Annotated in this window: 16 protein-coding genes; 6 read left to right on the plus strand and 10 right to left on the minus strand. The window is 72.3% G+C overall.

Annotated features, from left to right (window positions below; translation table 11 throughout):
• Positions 1 to 287: 287 nt before the first annotated feature.
• Positions 288 to 1031, plus strand: coding sequence for a SigE family RNA polymerase sigma factor (locus tag QA802_RS26375; RefSeq protein WP_319164469.1), 744 nt, complete (start codon positions 288 to 290; stop codon positions 1029 to 1031).
• A 297-nt stretch (positions 1032 to 1328) separates the two neighbouring features.
• Here QA802_RS26375 and QA802_RS26380 read toward each other — a convergent pair whose 3' ends face one another.
• Positions 1329 to 2039, minus strand: coding sequence for a uridine kinase (locus QA802_RS26380; protein WP_334527399.1), 711 nt, complete (start codon positions 2037 to 2039; stop codon positions 1329 to 1331).
• 59 nt (positions 2040 to 2098) lie between these two features.
• Between QA802_RS26380 and QA802_RS26385 the strand changes: the two genes are divergently transcribed.
• Positions 2099 to 2506, plus strand: a complete 408-nt coding sequence (locus QA802_RS26385) for a hypothetical protein (protein ID WP_334527402.1) — start codon at positions 2099 to 2101, stop codon at positions 2504 to 2506.
• A 71-nt stretch (positions 2507 to 2577) separates the two neighbouring features.
• On the opposite strand, the gene QA802_RS26390 is transcribed toward QA802_RS26385, so the two are convergent.
• The 5 genes from QA802_RS26390 to deoC form a co-directional block, all read right to left on the minus strand.
• The gene (locus tag QA802_RS26390; protein WP_334527405.1) at positions 2578 to 2829 is read right to left on the minus strand and encodes a type II toxin-antitoxin system RelE family toxin; all 252 of its coding nucleotides are present in this window, start codon (positions 2827 to 2829) and stop codon (positions 2578 to 2580) included.
• The gene (locus QA802_RS26395) at positions 2826 to 3080 is read right to left on the minus strand and encodes a type II toxin-antitoxin system prevent-host-death family antitoxin (protein WP_266726225.1); all 255 of its coding nucleotides are present in this window, start codon (positions 3078 to 3080) and stop codon (positions 2826 to 2828) included. Before QA802_RS26395 ends, QA802_RS26390 begins: the two co-directional genes overlap by 4 nt.
• 131 nt (positions 3081 to 3211) lie before the next feature.
• Entirely contained in the window at positions 3212 to 4123 is a 912-nt protein-coding gene (locus tag QA802_RS26400; protein ID WP_334527409.1) for an aldehyde dehydrogenase family protein, read from the minus strand.
• On the minus strand, positions 4116 to 5564 hold the full coding sequence (locus QA802_RS26405; protein ID WP_334527412.1) for an aldehyde dehydrogenase family protein: 1449 nt from the start codon (positions 5562 to 5564) through the stop codon (positions 4116 to 4118). Before QA802_RS26405 ends, QA802_RS26400 begins: the two co-directional genes overlap by 8 nt.
• A gap of 5 nt (positions 5565 to 5569) precedes the next feature.
• Entirely contained in the window at positions 5570 to 6532 is a 963-nt protein-coding gene (deoC, locus tag QA802_RS26410; RefSeq protein WP_319164474.1) for a deoxyribose-phosphate aldolase, read from the minus strand.
• A 490-nt stretch (positions 6533 to 7022) separates the two neighbouring features.
• Here deoC and QA802_RS26415 point away from each other — a divergent pair, with 490 nt between their 5' ends.
• Both QA802_RS26415 and QA802_RS26420 read left to right on the plus strand, forming a co-directional pair.
• Positions 7023 to 7604: a PH domain-containing protein gene (locus tag QA802_RS26415; RefSeq protein ID WP_334527415.1), complete on the plus strand. Its 582-nt coding sequence runs from the start codon at positions 7023 to 7025 to the stop codon at positions 7602 to 7604.
• 176 nt (positions 7605 to 7780) lie between these two features.
• Entirely contained in the window at positions 7781 to 8515 is a 735-nt protein-coding gene (locus tag QA802_RS26420) for a hypothetical protein (protein WP_334527418.1), read from the plus strand.
• A 57-nt stretch (positions 8516 to 8572) separates the two neighbouring features.
• Here the strand turns inward: QA802_RS26420 and QA802_RS26425 are convergent, their stop codons facing one another.
• The 4 genes from QA802_RS26425 to QA802_RS26440 form a co-directional block, all read right to left on the minus strand.
• A complete protein-coding gene (locus QA802_RS26425; protein WP_334527421.1) occupies positions 8573 to 10204 on the minus strand; it encodes a phospho-sugar mutase in 1632 nt (543 codons plus the stop codon).
• A 125-nt stretch (positions 10205 to 10329) separates the two neighbouring features.
• Positions 10330 to 11154, minus strand: coding sequence for a purine-nucleoside phosphorylase (locus QA802_RS26430; protein WP_319164478.1), 825 nt, complete (start codon positions 11152 to 11154; stop codon positions 10330 to 10332).
• Positions 11155 to 11269: 115 nt separating this feature from the next.
• Entirely contained in the window at positions 11270 to 11548 is a 279-nt protein-coding gene (locus QA802_RS26435; RefSeq protein ID WP_319164479.1) for a type II toxin-antitoxin system RelE family toxin, read from the minus strand.
• A gap of 49 nt (positions 11549 to 11597) precedes the next feature.
• Positions 11598 to 12035: a gamma-glutamylcyclotransferase family protein gene (locus QA802_RS26440; RefSeq protein ID WP_334527425.1), complete on the minus strand. Its 438-nt coding sequence runs from the start codon at positions 12033 to 12035 to the stop codon at positions 11598 to 11600.
• Positions 12036 to 12145: 110 nt separating this feature from the next.
• On the opposite strand from QA802_RS26440, the gene QA802_RS26445 reads away from it, so the two are divergent.
• Positions 12146 to 13594 (plus strand): NAD(P)H-quinone dehydrogenase, encoded by a 1449-nt coding sequence (locus QA802_RS26445; RefSeq protein ID WP_334527428.1) that lies wholly within the window; start codon positions 12146 to 12148, stop codon positions 13592 to 13594.
• Positions 13595 to 13839: 245 nt separating this feature from the next.
• Complete coding sequence (locus tag QA802_RS26450) at positions 13840 to 14805, plus strand: DeoR/GlpR family DNA-binding transcription regulator (RefSeq protein ID WP_334527431.1); 966 nt, start codon at positions 13840 to 13842, stop codon at positions 14803 to 14805.
• Positions 14806 to 14903 lie beyond the last annotated feature (98 nt).

Consider the following 14903-nt stretch of genomic DNA (forward strand, 5'->3'; position numbering starts at 1 on the left):
CGTCGAGAGCCCTCGCGGACCGCCCCCGTGCCCCCGGACCGCCCCCGCATCCCCCGCCGGTGACCTGCGACGACCAGGTCAACTGCCGTACCGCGCAGGCCTGTGCAGTGCCTGTGTTGTTCCCGTGACAGGCCCCTGTGACAGGTCTGTGACAGACGGCGGACACGGCGATGAAGTGGCCCGGGCAGTCTTTTGGTCACCAGGCGGGGCGACGCGGAAACGAACACCGCGGAGCCCGGCCGAGGCACCAGACAGAACACCGGTAAGTCCACGACGGGGGGCGCGAGATGAACACGCTGCACGGTATGAGCACCAACGCAGTCGCGGTCGTCACGCGTCTGCACGATGTGAACCGGGGTTCCGAGAAGTCCGGTGCTGTGACCGGGCGGGGGTGCGGTCGTGGCATCGGGCGTCAGCACGCTCCCCTCATGTCGGTCGTCGACACGGGGGAGCAGGCGGCTCACGGGGGAGCCGCGTACAGGGAGGACTCGGGGGAGCAGCGCTCCCTGACGGAGGCGGAGTTCACCGCCTACGTCCAGGAGCGCCGCGCCTCCCTGTACGCCACCGCCTATCACCTCACCGGTGACCGTTTCGAGGCCGAGGACCTGCTGCAGAGCGCGCTGTTCTCGACGTACCGGGCCTGGGAGCGGATCAGCGACAAGGCCGCGGTCGGCGGATACCTCCGCCGGACGATGACCAACCTGCACATCAGCGCGTGGCGCCGCCGCAAGCTGAACGAGTACCCGACCGAGGAACTGCCGGAGACGCCCGGCGACACGGACGCGATGCGCGGCACCGAACTGCGCGCCGTCCTGTGGCAGGCGCTGGCCCGGCTGCCCGAACTCCAGCGGACGATGCTGGTCCTGCGCTACTACGAGGGCCGCACCGACCCGGAGATCGCGGAGATCCTCGACATCAGTGTCGGCACGGTGAAGTCGAGCATCTGGCGGTCGCTCCGCCGGCTGCGCGAGGACGAGGTCCTCAGCTTCGGCCGTGACGAGGAGGACGCCTTCGGGGAGCTTGTCGCCTGAGGGTGAAACAGGGGAGGGACCCGGCTCAGCTCAGGTGAGCCGGCGAACGGGGGAGCGGTGCCGGGGGGACCCGACGGGGGACGTACGGGGGAGCGGCACCGCGCAAGCACGGGGGAAGCACCACACGGGGGAAGTACCGGGGGGTACGGGGGAAGCACGGGGGAGCGGGACTGGAGGGCCGGGGGGTCCGTCCAGTCCCGCTTTTTCGCGTCTCATCGCGTGTCGTCGCGCCACGGGGCGCGTCACGGCATGGCACGTCACGTCACGTCCCGCTATGTCACATCGCGAACGGAACCGTCAGGCGGCGGTCCTCGTGGTGGTGGCGGCGCCGCGGCCGTCCGCGGCGGCGGCCAGGCGGCCCATCGCCTCGTCGCGGTCGCAGGCGTACGCGCCGAGCCCGGTCTGGCGGGCCACGATGGAGCGTTCGGCGCGCATCAGACGCCAGCCGCGCCGCAGGAGGAAGGGCACCGACTTGCGGCCCTCCTTCAGATCGCGCAGGAAGCGGCGGCGGAAGGTCTTCACCGGGCCGCGGCTCAGGCACAGCGCGTCGGCGAGGACACCCAGTTCCCCGCAGCGGACGACGATCTCCGCGGCGAAGATGCCTTCCGCGATGAACAGCGGGGTCCGCCCGATCTCGACCGCTGCCTCGCCGGTGCGGGCGCTGAGCGAGATGTCGTAGACGGGAACATTCGTGCGTCCGGTGGTGCACAGGTCCACGATCGCGGCGACGGCGGCGTCCGCGTCCCACGAGTCGGGGTGGTCCCAGTCGATGTCGGCGCTCCCGGCGACCGACGGCAGCGTCGGGTCGTCGCCCTCCTTGTAGAAGTCGTCGAGCCGCAGCACAGGGAGGCCGGAGCGGGCCGCGAGCAGGGACTTGCCGGAGCCGGAAGGGCCGCAGAGCAGCACGACTCGCGTCGGTATGGGCACAGGGGGCGTCACGGGACACCAGTGTGAGGCATCCCCCGGGCCGTCAACGACCCCGCGGGTCGGCTTTGATGCGCGCGTCACATCTCAACTACCCTTCGTGGCGACCTGATCACCTTGCGCATCAGAAGGCGGCATCGACGATGGCCCGACACGACTCCTCCCAGACCTCCACCGCCCGGCGCGCCCTCGCCGCCCTCGCGACCGCCGGAGTGGCGCTGGGCGCGGGCGCCTCTGCCGCCTCGGCGGCGACCGGCGTACCGGTCCTCGACGCGGTGAGCAGCCGGCCCACCTCGATCGGCTCGATCGACGCGCAGGCGGGCATGCAGGGGGCGCTGGGAGCTCTGCCCTACGTCACCGGGGCGGTCTCCGGCCTCAAGCCCAACCCCCTCGCGGGCACCGGCGTCGACCCCCTGGACAACGGCGTGGGGACCCAGCTCGCCGACTTCCAGCCCCTGACCTCCCAGATGCTGACCGCCCCGGTCGCCCAGGCGCAGTCGATCGGGTCGATCCCGGTGCTGGGCGAGGTGACGAAGGTGCTCGGCGGCTGAGCGCCCCGCACGGCAGAAAGACGGGAGCCGCGCCGCCATCCGACGGAGGGTGACGCGGCTCCCGCGTTGGGTCAGGGGGTGCGGCCGATGTGGGTGATCACGACGTGGATCACCTCATTGTCGATGACGTACAGGATCCGGTAGTCGCCGACGCGGAGGCGGCGGATGTCGGGAGATCCGTAGGGAGTCGAGGTAGCTGGACGGGGGTCGTCGGCCAGTTTGTCGATGGTGTCGAGAACCAGAGCCAGGCCGCCCGGATCTTCCTTCAGGAACCGGGCTGCCGAGTCGAAGGCGTGCGGCTCGAAGACGATCTCGTACGTCACTGCTGTTCGAGCCCCAGCCGTCGACGGACCTCGGCCATCGGAATGCCGGGTTCGAGAGTTCCCTCGGCCTTGCGCCGCTGGTAGTCCGCCACCGCCAGGGCGTCTTCGAAGTCCTCTATCACCTGCGGTGACACGAGGAGTGCGGCCACGTGGCCGTGGTCGGTGAGGGCGATGGTCTCGCGGCCGTGGGCGGCGCGGCGGACCAGGTCGCCGAGCTGGGAGCGGGCTGCGCTGATGGCGATCTCAACCATACTGGAAATGTATCACATGGTTAATCTAGTGAGCGATTCATGTGTCAATAACGCAAAGGGCCGCGCCTTCTCCGGACGGAGAGGAGGCGCGGCCCAGCTCGTAGGGGCGCCGGCGCGACGCCCCGGGGTCGTCAGTACGACGAGCCGGAGGCGCCCAGGGAGCCCGTGGGGTGCCAGACGGTCTTGGTCTCCAGGAAGGCCGTCATGCGGTCGATGCCGGGAGTCGCCGCCCAGTCGTCCACAGGCTGTGGACGAAGGACGCGCTTGAGGTTGTCGGCCGCGGCGATCTCCAGCTCCTTCGCCAGCGCCTCGTCGGCGCCCGCGAGGTCGATCGCGTTGACGTCCTGGTGGGACGCCAGGGGCGCCGCGATCTCCGCCGTGCGGCCGGAGAGGACGTTGACGACGCCGCCGGGCAGGTCGGAGGTGGCCAGCACCTCGCCGAGCGAGAGCGCCGGCAGCGGCGAGCGCTCGCTCGCGATCACCACGGCAGTGTTGCCGGTGGCGATCACCGGGGCGACGACCGAGACCAGGCCCAGGAAGGACGACTCCTGCGGCGCGAGGACCGTCACGACACCCGTCGGCTCCGGCGAGGAGAGGTTGAAGTACGGGCCCGCGACCGGGTTTCCGCCGCCCACCACCTGGGCGATCTTGTCGGTCCAGCCCGCGTACCAGACCCAGCGGTCGATCGTGGCGTCCACCACGGCGGCCGCCCTGGACTTCGACAGGCCCTCGGCGTCGGCGACCTCGCGGGCGAACTGCCCCCGGCGCCCCTCCAGCATCTCCGCGACGCGGTAGAGGATCTGGCCCCGGTTGTACGCCGTGGCCCCGGCCCAGCCGCCGAACGCCTTGCGCGCGGCGACCACCGCGTCCCGCGCGTCCTTGCGGGACGACTGCGGCGCGTTGGCCAGCCACCTGCCCTGTGCGTCGGTCACCTCGTACACCCGGCCGCTCTCCGAACGCGGGAACTTCCCGCCGACGTACAGCTTGTAGGTCTTGAAGACGCTCAGACGGGGCTGCTCGGTCTTCTCGGGCTTGTCAGACATCGAGGTACGCCTCCAGGCCGTGGCGGCCGCCCTCGCGGCCGAAGCCCGACTCCTTGTACCCGCCGAACGGCGAGGTCGGGTCGAACTTGTTGAACGTGTTGGACCAGACGACGCCTGCCCGGAGCTTGTTCGCCACCGCGAGGATGCGGGAGCCCTTCTCCGTCCAGACGCCCGCCGACAGGCCGTACGGCGTGTTGTTGGCCTTGGCGACGGCCTCGTCCGGCGTGCGGAAGGTGAGGACCGACAGGACCGGGCCGAAGATCTCGTCCCGGGCGACGGTGTGGGCCTGCGTGACGTTCGTGAACAGCGTCGGCGCGAACCAGTAGCCCGCGTTCGGCAGCTCACAGGCCGGGGACCAGCGCTCCGCGCCCTCCGCCTCGCCCTGCTCGACGAGCGAGGTGATGCGGGTCAGCTGCTCCTCGGAGTTGATCGCGCCGATGTCCGTGTTCTTGTCCAGCGGATCGCCGAGGCGCAGCGTCGACAGCCGGCGCTTGAGCGACTCCAGCAGCTCCTCCTGGATCGACTCCTGGACGAGGAGACGGGAGCCCGCGCAGCAGACCTGGCCCTGGTTGAAGAAGATGCCGTTGACGATGCCCTCGACGGCCTGGTCGATCGGCGCGTCGTCGAAGACGATGTTGGCGCCCTTGCCGCCCAGCTCCAGCGTGAGCTTCTTGCGCGTGCCCGCGACCGTCTTGGCGATCGCCTTGCCGACGGCCGTGGAGCCGGTGAAGGCCACCTTGTTCACGTCGGGGTGGGCGACGAGCGCCGCCCCCGTGTCGCCGTACCCGGGCAGGATGTTGACGACGCCCCTGGGCAGACCCGCCTGACGGCAGACGTCCGCGAAGAACAGGGCGGACAGCGGAGTGGTCTCGGCCGGCTTCAGGACGACCGTGTTGCCGGTGGCGAGCGCCGGGGCGATCTTCCACGCCAGCATCAGCAGGGGGAAGTTCCACGGGATGACCTGGCCGGCCACGCCCAGCGGCTTCGGCGAGGAGCCGAACCCGGCGTGGTCGAGCTTGTCCGCCCAGCCCGCGTAGTAGAAGAAGTGCGCGGCGACCAGCGGGAGGTCGGCGTCGCGCGTCTCCCGGATCGGCTTGCCGTTGTCCAGCGTCTCGAGGACGGCCAGCTCGCGGCTGCGCTCCTGGATGATCCGGGCGATGCGGAACAGGTACTTCGCCCGCTCGGCGCCGGGGAGCGCGGACCAGGCGCCGAAGGCCCTGCGGGCGGCCTTCACGGCACGGTCCACGTCCGCCTCGCCCGCCTGGGCGATCTCGGAGAGGACCTCCTCGGTGGACGGCGAGACGGTCTTGAAGACCCTGCCGTCGGCCGCCTCGGTGAACTCGCCGTCGATGAACAGGCCGTAGGAGGGGGCGATGTCGACGACCGAGCGGGACTCGGGCGCCGGTGCGTACTCGAAAGCGGAAGTGAATGCGGAAGCCATGGTGATCAGTCCACCGTCACGTAGTCGGGGCCGGAGTAGCGGCCGGTGGCCAGCTTCTGACGCTGCATCAGCAGATCGTTCAGGAGCGAGGAGGCGCCGAAGCGGAACCAGTGGTTGTCCAGCCAGTCCTCGCCCGCGGTCTCGTTGACCAGGACCAGGAACTTGATCGCGTCCTTGCTGGTGCGGATGCCGCCGGCGGGCTTCACACCGACCTGGACGCCGGTCTGGGCGCGGAAGTCGCGGACGGCTTCCAGCATGAGCAGGGTGTTGGCGGGGGTGGCGTTGACGGCGACCTTGCCGGTGGACGTCTTGATGAAGTCCGCCCCGGCCAGCATGCCGAGCCAGCTCGCCCGACGGATGTTGTCGTACGTCGAGAGCTCGCCGGTCTCGAAGATGACCTTGAGACGGGCGGCCGTCCCACAGGTCTCGCGGACGGCGACGATCTCGTCGTACACCTTCAGGTACCGGCCGGCCAGGAACGCCCCGCGGTCGATGACCATGTCGACCTCGTCGGCGCCGGCGGCGACCGCGTCACGGACGTCGGCCAGCTTCACGTCCAGGGCGGCGCGGCCGGCCGGGAAGGCGGTGGCGACCGAGGCGACCTTCACGGCGGAGCCCGCGACGGCCTCCTTGGCGACGGCCACCATGTCGGGATAGACGCAGACCGCGGCCGTGGCGGGGGCCGTCCGGTCGGTCGGGTCGGGACGGACCGCCTTCGCGCCGAGCGCCCGGACCTTGCCCGGGGTGTCCGCGCCTTCCAGCGTCGTCAGGTCGACCATCGAGATGGCGAGGTCGATGGCGTACGCCTTGGCGGTCGTCTTGATGGAACGGGTGCCGAGCGTGGCGGCGCGCGCCTCCAGGCCGACCGCGTCGACGCCGGGCAGCCCGTGGAGGAAGCGGCGCAACGCGGCGTCGGACGCTGTCACGTCGGTGAGCGCCGGGGCTGCGGTGGGTGCATTGGTGGGCATGGTCACCAGACGAGCATATCTACGCGCGTAGCGGGTGTACACCCCCGGACGCTGTTTCGGGCGCTCGTCACCCGCTCATCGCGAGCTCGTCGCCACTCTTCGCGCCGCTCGCCGCCTGCTCGGTGCCCGCTCATCGCGCGCCGGGGCACCGCGTATGAGCGGATCACGGGCTTCGGGCACAATCGGGGCCATGACGAGCCCGGAAGACCAGTCGCCAGAGCCACGGCCCGCGAAGCCCGCGGGCGCCCCGGAGCCCGCACGGCCCGCGGGGACTCCCGGGCCTGCGGGGACTCCCGGGCCTGCGGGGACTCCGGAGCCGTCCGGCTCCCCGGACTCCCCGGACTCCCCGGACTCCCCGGACTCCCCGGACTCCCCGGACTCCCCGGCGGACTCGGGCTCTCCGGACTCCCCGGACTCCCCGGCGGACTCGGGCTCTCCGGCCGCCCCGGGCTCCCCGGCCGCTTCGCGGTCTCAGGAGCCGTCGGAACCCGTGTTGAAGGACCGGGTCTACCGGTCGTCCGGGAGTGTCGCCACCGGTGCGGCGCTGCTCGGGCTGGCAGCCTGGCTCGGCACCGACGCGATCGTCGCGGGTGAGGGGCGCACGCCTTGGCTGGCGCTCGCGACGCTGATCCTCGTCGTGCCGCTGATCATCGCGTTCACACTGCGCCCCGCCGTGTACGCGGGACCGGACCGGCTGCGGGTGCGCAACCCGTTCCGGTTGATCGTGCTGCCCTGGGGGCAGGTCGCCGTGCTGCGGTCCGGCTACTCCAACGAGGCGATCGCCGTGTCGGGGAAGAAGTTCCAGCTGTGGTCCATTCCCGTCTCGCTGCGGGCGCGCAAGCGGGCGGCCCGGGGGAAGAGCGGCCGCCTGGGCGGGACCGGCGCGAGTGCCGCGGACGGTCCGCTGCGCGCCCGCGGCGACCGGGACGTGGACGAGCTGCGCGAGCTGTGGGAGGCGCGGCAGCGGGAGGAGAGCGCGCAGGGCGAGGTGTCCGTGCGGTGGGCCTGGGAGATCCTGGGCCCGGTCGCGGCGGGGGCCGTGGTGCTGGGGATCCTGCTGGCCGTGGGCTGAGGGCCGGCCGGCGCGCCCCGGAGGCGGTGCGTCGCGGTCCGGCGGGAACCCCAGGCGGTGCGTCGCGGGTCCGGCGGTCACCGGTACCGAGGGCCGGGTCTGCGGCTGGGACCCGGACGAAACGGTGTGCGTCCGGGGTGCGGCGGCGGTCCGGTGTGGGCCGACGGTGTGGGCGGGTGTCCACGTACACGTCCAAGGCCTCCCGCGGTGCGGCCGGCGCCGGCACGGACGAGGACGACAGCCACAAGGCCGACGGGGACGAGGACGACGGGGACGAGGACGACGGCGACGACGAGGAGCTGCGCGCGCTGATCGACCGGATCGGCGACGGGCGCGCCGGACCGCTGCGGGAGGCCGTACTGCACGGAATCCCCTGTGACGGGGGCGAGGCCGTCTTCCTCGCCGCCGCGTCCGTGGCCGGCGAGACGCCTGTGGTGGAGGTGTCCCTCGGGTCGGTGCGGCCGATGACCCCGGGCGCGTTGCGGACCAGGGGTGACGTCTACGCCCTCGTCCTTACGGCCCTCGCCGGGCTCGTGCTGCCGCGCCGGCTCGCCTGGCGCGTCACCGCCGACCGGGAGGGCATGTGGTTCAACGGGCTGCGCGGGACCCGGCACATCCTCTGGGACGACGTCCGGATGGTGAAGGCCGACGGCGCGCGCCTGAGGATCGAAAGCCGACGGACGGCGTTCGGGGAGTGGCGGGTGTCCTCCCCGCGCTGGGCCTGGCTGGAGGCCAGGCTCGGAGTGCTGCACCCGTACGAGCGGACGGCCGCGGAGATCACGGCCATGTGGCGGACCCCGGCACTGCGGCCGACCGGCACGGCGACCGGCCGCCTGCGCGGACGGCCCCTGTGGCCGCTCGGCGCGGCTGCCGCGACGGCGGTCGCCGCGGCACTGCTCCTGCTGCGGTGAGGACCGGCTCTCCCGCGTGAGGCCCGTTTCTCCTGCGTGCGGCCTGTTTCTCCGGTCTCAGATCCCCGCTGCCGCCGACAGGTCCTGCTTGAGGGTTGTCAGGAGTGCGGTCGCCCTGGTGCGGGCGGCCGGCAGGTCGGCGTGGGCGGCGACCGGGACGACGACCTCCAGGTAGCACTTCAGCTTCGGCTCGGTGCCGCTGGGCCGGACGACGACCCTGGCGCCGTCGAGGGTGTAGCGCAGGCCGTCGGTGGGGGGCAGCCGGTCCGTGCCCCGCGTGAGGTCCTCGGCCGCGGTCACGGCGAGGCCGGCGAGGGAGGCCGGGGGCGCCGCGCGCAGCCGGTCCATCGCGCGGGCGATGACGGACAGGTCCTGCACCCGGACCGAGAGCTGGTCGGTGGCGTGCAGACCGTGCTCCACGGCGAGGTCGTCCAGCAGGTCCAGGAGGGTGCGGCCCTGTTCCTTGAGCTCCGAGGCCAGTTCCGTGACGAGCAGGGCGGCGGTGACGCCGTCCTTGTCCCGGACGCCCTCGGGGTCCACGCAGTAGCCGAGGGCCTCCTCGTAGCCGTAGCGCAGGCCGTCCACGCGGGCGATCCACTTGAAGCCGGTGAGGGTCTCCTCGTAGGGCAGGCCCGCCTTCTCGGCGATGCGGCCGAGGAGGGAGGAGGAGACGATCGACTCGGCGAACGTGCCGCGCGCGCCGCGCCGGACGAGGTGCGCGGCGAGCAGCGAGCCGACCTCGTCGCCGCGCAGCATGCGCCAGTCGCCGTCGTACGGGACGGCCACCGCGCAGCGGTCGGCGTCCGGGTCGTTGGCGATGATCAGGTCGGGGGCTGCCGCGCGGGCGGCGGCGAAGGCGAGGTCCATCGCACCGGGCTCTTCCGGGTTGGGGAAGGCGACGGTCGGGAAGTCCGGGTCGGGCTCGGCCTGCTCGGCGACGAGGACCGGCTCGGGGAAGCCCGCGCGGGCGAACGCGGCGAGCAGGACGTCCTTGCCCACGCCGTGCATCGCCGTGTAGACGGTGCGGGCCGTGCGCGGGGAGCCCTGGGCGAGGACGGCGTCCGTGCGGGCCAGATAGGCGTCGAGGACGCCGTCGTCCAGCGTCTGCCAGCCGGCCTCGGGACGGGGGACGTCGTCGAGCGAGACGATCGCCTCGATCTCCGCCGCGATCCCCGCGTCGGCGGGCGGCACGATCTGCGAGCCGTCGCCCAGGTACACCTTGTAGCCGTTGTCGCGGGGCGGGTTGTGGCTGGCGGTGACCTCGACCCCGGCGACCGCGCCGAGCCGCCTTATGGCGAAGGCGAGGACGGGCGTGGGCAGGGGGCGGGGGAGCACGGCCGCCCGGAATCCCGCGCCGGTCATCACGGCCGCGGTGTCACGGGCGAAGTCGGCGGACTTGTGGCGGGCGTCGTAGCCGACGACGACGGTGCCGCCGGCCTGGCCGTTCTTCGCGAGGTAGGCGGCGAGACCGGCCGCCGCGCGGATCACCACGGACCGGTTCATCCGCATCGGCCCGGCGCCCAGCTCGCCGCGCAGGCCGGCGGTGCCGAACTGCAGGGTGCCGGCGAAGCGGTCGGCGAGCTCGGTGACGTCCCCGGCCTCGAGGAGCTCGGCCAGCTCGGCGCGGGTCTCGGGGTCGGGGTCCTCCGCGAGCCAGGCCTGGGCGCGGGCGAGGAGATCGTCGTGCACGGGGGTCACCCTCCGGTTGCGTGTGGACGCCGGACGCGTGGTCCAGCCCGTCCGGCGTGTCGGGACGAGGCCCGCTCGGGGCCGTGGCGGAGCCGGGGGCCGCGACGCCCCCGGCGGCGGCGCGATCAGAGCCGGTCGAGCACCCGGGCCAGCAACGACCCCATGCGCGTCGCGCTGTCCCGGCCCGCCTGGAGGACCTCCTCGTGGTTCAACGGCTCGCCCGTCATACCGGCGGCCAGGTTGGTCACCAGGGAGATGCCGAGCACCTCGGCGCCCGCCTCACGCGCCGCGATGGCCTCCAGCACGGTGGACATGCCCACCAGGTCGGCGCCGATGGTCCGCGCCATGCGGATCTCGGCCGGCGTCTCGTAGTGCGGGCCCGGGAACTGGGCATAGACGCCCTCCTCCAGGCTGGCGTCGATCTCCTTGCACAGGGCGCGCAGCCGCGGCGAGTAGAGATCCGTCAGGTCGACGAAGTTCGCGCCGATGATCGGCGAGGTCGCCGTCAGGTTGAGGTGGTCGCTGATCAGCACCGGCTGACCGGGCCGCATGCCCTCGCGCAGACCGCCGCAGCCGTTGGTCAGCACGATCGTCTTGCAGCCGGACGCCACCGCGGTGCGCACGCCGTGGGCGACGGCGGCGACGCCACGGCCCTCGTAGTAGTGGGTGCGGCCGAGGAACACCAGCGCCCGCTTCTCGCCGATCCGGTACGAGCGGACCTTGCCGCCGTGGCCCTCCACCGCGGGCGGCGGGAATCCGGGAAGGTCGGTGACCTGGAACTCGGCGTCGGCGGCGCCCAGGGCGTCCACGGCGGGCGCCCAGCCGGAGCCCATCACGAGGGCGACGTCGTGGGTCTCGGCGCCGGTCAGTTCGCGCAGGCGCGCGGCGGCGGCGTCGGCGGCGGCGTGCGGGTCGCCCTGGATGTCGTCCGGGAGAAGAGATGCGTTCACGCGGGAGAGCGTAGCCGGTTTGTGCCTACGCGCGTAGATGACAGAGCCCACGGGAATGCGATCGTTGTCTTGTCGTTTCCGACGAGGAAGGGCTTCAGGGTGGTCGAGGAGCCCCTCAGGCGTCCGTGATCAGGATGTCCTTGTCGTTGAAGACTTCGACGATGAAGATCAGCAGGCGGCCGCGGCTGACCGTGTACTCGACGAGGATGTTCTGGGTCAGGCGGATCGTGCGGTCGTCCCCGGTGGACCCTATGGGCCTCGACACCGAGAGGAACGGGTCGCGCGCCAGCAGGGCGATGCCCTTGTCGAACGCGGCGCGCTGCTGATCGTCGAGCCGGTCGCGGGCCTCGGCGGCCTGCACCGTGTAGTAGACGTCATACGTGCTGGGACCCATACGATCTCCCGTTGCTGCGCAGATGCTCCGAGTCTAGAGGCGGCCGCGCTCAGCAGGGCCGCTTGCGCAGCTCCATCACGTAATCGTGGGGCGCGCCCGCCGACTCCGCCGCGTCCGCGACCTCGCCCAGGTACCGTGCCGACGGCAGACCGCCCTCGTAGCCGTTCAGCACGTACATCCAGGCCGACTCCTCGCCCTGGAGCGTCTGCACCCGCACCCGGGCGCGCCGGTAGATGCCCAGACCCACGCCCTCCCAGCGGTCCAGTGACTCCTCGTCCATGGGGGCGATGTCGTACAGCGCGACGAAGACCTGCGCGCCGGGCTCCTCCACGACCGTCGCCAGCGCGCCCTCCCAGCCGAGCTGCTCGCCGCCGAACGTCAGCCGCCAGCCGTTCAGCCAGCCCGTGGCGCGCAGCGGCGAGTGCGGGGTGCGGCGGGACATCAGCCGCGCGTCGAGGTTGCCGGCGTACGCGGCGTAGAGCGACATGCAAGGAGAGTACGGCAGCGGCCCCGCACGGCACTCCCGTCACAGGCGGCGGCGCCGGCCCGGACCCGGGGCGGGACCCGGGGCGGTACCACCGCCCGCCGTGCGGGAGAATGGAGTACGTGACTCGGATCGTGATCATCGGTGGCGGACCCGGCGGCTATGAAGCGGCCCTGGTGGCCGCGCAGCTCGGCGCGGAGGTGACCGTCGTCGACTGCGACGGTCTGGGCGGAGCGTCGGTGCTGACCGACTGCGTGCCGTCGAAGACCCTTATCGCTACGGCCGAGGTCATGACGACCTTCGACTCGTCGTACGAGGAACTCGGCATCATCGTCGCCGACGACACCCCGCCGCTGGAGCAGGCGGCCCGGGTCGTCGGGGTCGACCTCGGCAAGGTGAACCGGCGTGTGAAGCGCCTCGCGCTCGCCCAGTCGCACGACATCACCGCCTCCGTCACCCGGGCCGGCGCGCGCGTGCTGCGCGGCCGCGGCCGGCTGGAGGGCATGCAGGCCCTCGACGGCTCCCGCAAGGTCGTCGTCGCCGCTGCGGACGGCACCGAGGAGACCCTCACCGCCGACGCCGTGCTGCTCGCCACCGGCGCCCACCCGCGCGAGCTGCCGGACGCGCAGCCCGACGGCGAGCGCATCCTGAACTGGACCCAGGTCTACGACCTCGCCGAGCTCCCCGAGGAACTCATCGTGGTCGGTTCCGGTGTCACCGGCGCGGAGTTCGCCGGCGCCTACCAGGCCCTCGGGTCCAAGGTCACCCTGGTCTCCTCCCGCGACCGCGTGCTGCCCGGCGAGGACCCGGACGCGGCCGCCGTCCTCGAGGACGTCTTCCGCCGTCGCGGCATGAACGTCATGGCCCGCTCGCGCGCCGAGTCCGCCAAGCGGGTCGGCGACCGGGTCGAGGTCACCCTGTCCGACGGCCGGGTCATCACCGGCTCGCACTGCCTCATGGCGGTCGGCGCGATCCCCAACAGCGAGGGGATGGGGCTCGAGGAGGCGGGCGTCAGGGTCCGTGAGTCCGGGCACATCTGGACCGACAAGGTCAGCCGTACCACCGCCCCGGGCGTCTACGCGGCCGGTGACGTGACCGGGATCTTCGCCCTCGCCTCCGTCGCCGCCATGCAGGGCCGGATCGCCATGTACCACTTCCTCGGCGACGCGGTGGCCCCGCTCAACCTCAAGACCGTCTCCTCGAACGTCTTCACCGACCCCGAGATCGCCACCGTCGGGTACAGCCAGGCCGACGTGGACGGCGGGAAGATCGACGCCCGGGTCGTCAAACTGCCGCTGCTGCGCAACCCGCGCGCCAAGATGCAGGGCATCCGGGACGGGTTCGTCAAGATCTTCTGCCGCCCCGGCACCGGGATCGTCGTCGGCGGCGTGGTCGTCGCCCCGCGCGCCTCGGAACTGATCCACCCCATCTCGATCGCCGTCGACAACAACCTGACGGTCGAACAGATCGCGAACGCGTTCACCGTGTATCCGTCCCTTTCGGGGTCGATCGCGGAGGTGGCGCGGCAGTTGCACACCCGTAAGACGGAGGGCGAGGGCTGACCGTCCGTTCCGACCGGACCCCGGCCGTCGCCGAACCGGGCCGCCGGATTCCTGCCGGATTCACGCGGATTCCCCGCCGGCCACGGGAAGTTGACGGGAGGCCGGCGCGGTGTCGGCGGACGGTGCGGGAGGCATAGGCGCCGGAAGTGAGCCCTATACCACCCCCCGTGCCCCTGTGCGAACAACTTCTACTATTCGGCGCAAAGAGCTGAAAGCAGACGGTCGTCCGCGTTACTGTCAGTTTCGTGTTCGCTGCAGAACGTCGTCAATTGATCCTCGAAATGGTGCGAGCGAACGGGGCCGTGTCGCTCCGTGAACTCGCCCGCGTCGTCCAGACCTCCGAAGTGACCGTGCGGCGGGACGTGCGCGCACTGGAGGCAGAAGGACTCCTCGACCGCCGGCACGGCGGTGCGGTATTGCCGGGCGGGTTCACGCGGGAGTCCGGCTTTCCGCAGAAATCCCATCTCGCGACCGCCGAAAAAACCGCCATCGCGGACCTCGCCGCCAACTTCGTCGAAGAGGGCGAGGCCATCGTGGTCGGGGCGGGCACCACGACACAGGAGCTGGCCCGCCGGCTCGCCCGGGTGCCCGGCCTGACCGTGGTCACCAACTCCCTTCTGGTGGCCCAGGCGCTGGCCCACGCCAACCGGGTCGAGGTGGTGATGACGGGCGGCACCCTGCGCGGCTCCAACTACGCCCTCGTGGGCAGTGGGGCCGAACAGTCCCTCCAGGGACTCAGGGTCTCCCGCGCCTTCCTCTCCGGGAGCGGGCTGACCGCCGAGCGCGGGCTGTCCACGTCCAACATGCTGTCGGCGTCGGTCGACCGGGCGCTCGTCCAGGCGGCCGCCGAGGTCGTCGTCCTCGCCGACCACACCAAGCTCGGCACGGACACCATGTTCCAGACCGTGCCCACGGACCTCGTCACCCGCCTGGTGACGGACGAGCCGCCCGCGCACGACGACCGTGCCGCCACCGAACTGCAGGCCCTGGCGGACCAGGGGGTGCAGATCGCCGTGGCCGGGGCGTCGGGAAGCCCGGGGGGTGATGCGGTCCCGGCGCGCCATCAGCAACAGCGCCGGGACGTACCGCTGCCGGCGCCGCGGCGGGGCCAGGTCCCCGGGGCCGCGTCGGGGCTGCGTGCGGGATCGGCTCTGGGCGAGCAGGCTCCGGGTGCGGAGCGGGCGCGGGTTGCGGACCTGCGTCGACGGTGAGGTGACCTTGCGGTCCGCACGCTGGGGTTCCGTCCCCCCGGGGCCCTTGCGCGGGCCGCGCGCTGGGGGCTCCGCCCGCAGGCCCCCGATCGGCCCTG

Source organism: Streptomyces sp. B21-105, from assembly GCF_036898465.1.
In the GTDB taxonomy this organism is placed as follows: Bacteria; Actinomycetota; Actinomycetes; order Streptomycetales; family Streptomycetaceae; genus Streptomyces.

Coding starts and splice junctions, on each gene's coding strand:
- QA802_RS26375 (WP_319164469.1), top strand. CDS start 288: ATGAACACGCTGCACGGTATGAGCACCAACGCAGTCGCGGTCGTCACG.
- QA802_RS26385 (WP_334527402.1), top strand. CDS start 2,099: ATGGCCCGACACGACTCCTCCCAGACCTCCACCGCCCGGCGCGCCCTC.
- QA802_RS26395 (WP_266726225.1), bottom strand. CDS start 3,080: ATGGTTGAGATCGCCATCAGCGCAGCCCGCTCCCAGCTCGGCGACCTG.
- QA802_RS26400 (WP_334527409.1), bottom strand. CDS start 4,123: ATGTCTGACAAGCCCGAGAAGACCGAGCAGCCCCGTCTGAGCGTCTTC.
- QA802_RS26405 (WP_334527412.1), bottom strand. CDS start 5,564: ATGGCTTCCGCATTCACTTCCGCTTTCGAGTACGCACCGGCGCCCGAG.
- deoC (WP_319164474.1), bottom strand. CDS start 6,532: ATGCCCACCAATGCACCCACCGCAGCCCCGGCGCTCACCGACGTGACA.
- QA802_RS26435 (WP_319164479.1), bottom strand. CDS start 11,548: ATGGGTCCCAGCACGTATGACGTCTACTACACGGTGCAGGCCGCCGAG.
- QA802_RS26440 (WP_334527425.1), bottom strand. CDS start 12,035: ATGTCGCTCTACGCCGCGTACGCCGGCAACCTCGACGCGCGGCTGATG.
- QA802_RS26445 (WP_334527428.1), top strand. CDS start 12,146: ATGGAGTACGTGACTCGGATCGTGATCATCGGTGGCGGACCCGGCGGC.